Source organism: Adlercreutzia sp. DFI.6.23 (assembly GCF_024462535.1).
GTDB classification, from domain to species: Bacteria; Actinomycetota; Coriobacteriia; order Coriobacteriales; family Eggerthellaceae; genus Adlercreutzia; species Adlercreutzia rubneri.
The window spans coordinates 1-570 of record NZ_JANGBP010000041.1; the positions used below are offsets into that span (position 1 = coordinate 1).

Consider the following 570-nt stretch of genomic DNA (forward strand, 5'->3'; position numbering starts at 1 on the left):
CGTTGAGCGACGGCCATTCCACTCTGTGCCGCCGGATCACTAGAACCGACTTTCGTCCCTGCTCGAGGTGTCTCTCTTGCAGTCAAGCCCGCTTGCACTCTTGCGCTCTCGGGACGGTTGCCGACCGTCCTGAGCGGACCTTGTGCGCGCCTCCGTTACGTTTTGGGAGGCGACCGCCCCAGACAAACTACCCGCCTGGCACGGTCCGCGCGCCGGATCACGGCCGCGCGTTAGGCAGCCGGCACGACGAGGGCGGTATTCCAAGGTCGCCTCCACGGGGGCTTGCGCCCCCGCTTCAAAGGCTCCCGCCTATCCTCTACGCGCCGTACCAGATGCCAATGCCAAGCTGCAGTAAAGGTTCACGGGGTCTTTCCGTCCTTCCGCAGGTAGTTCGCATCTTCACGAACAGTACAATTTCACCGGGTCCACGGTTGAGACAGCGCCCAAATCGTTACGCCATTCGTGCAGGTCGGAACTTACCCGACAAGGAATTTCGCTACCTTAGGACCGTAGGGGCTGACCTTGGTCAGCCCTCGCAAGCAGAACGACAGCGCACGACAAAAAAGGGGC

Annotated in this window: 1 rRNA gene; it reads right to left on the bottom strand. The window is 61.8% G+C overall.

Going from position 1 to position 570, the window contains the following annotated elements:
- A 23S ribosomal RNA gene (locus NE591_RS12240) occupies window positions 1-570 on the bottom strand; the annotation flags it as partial.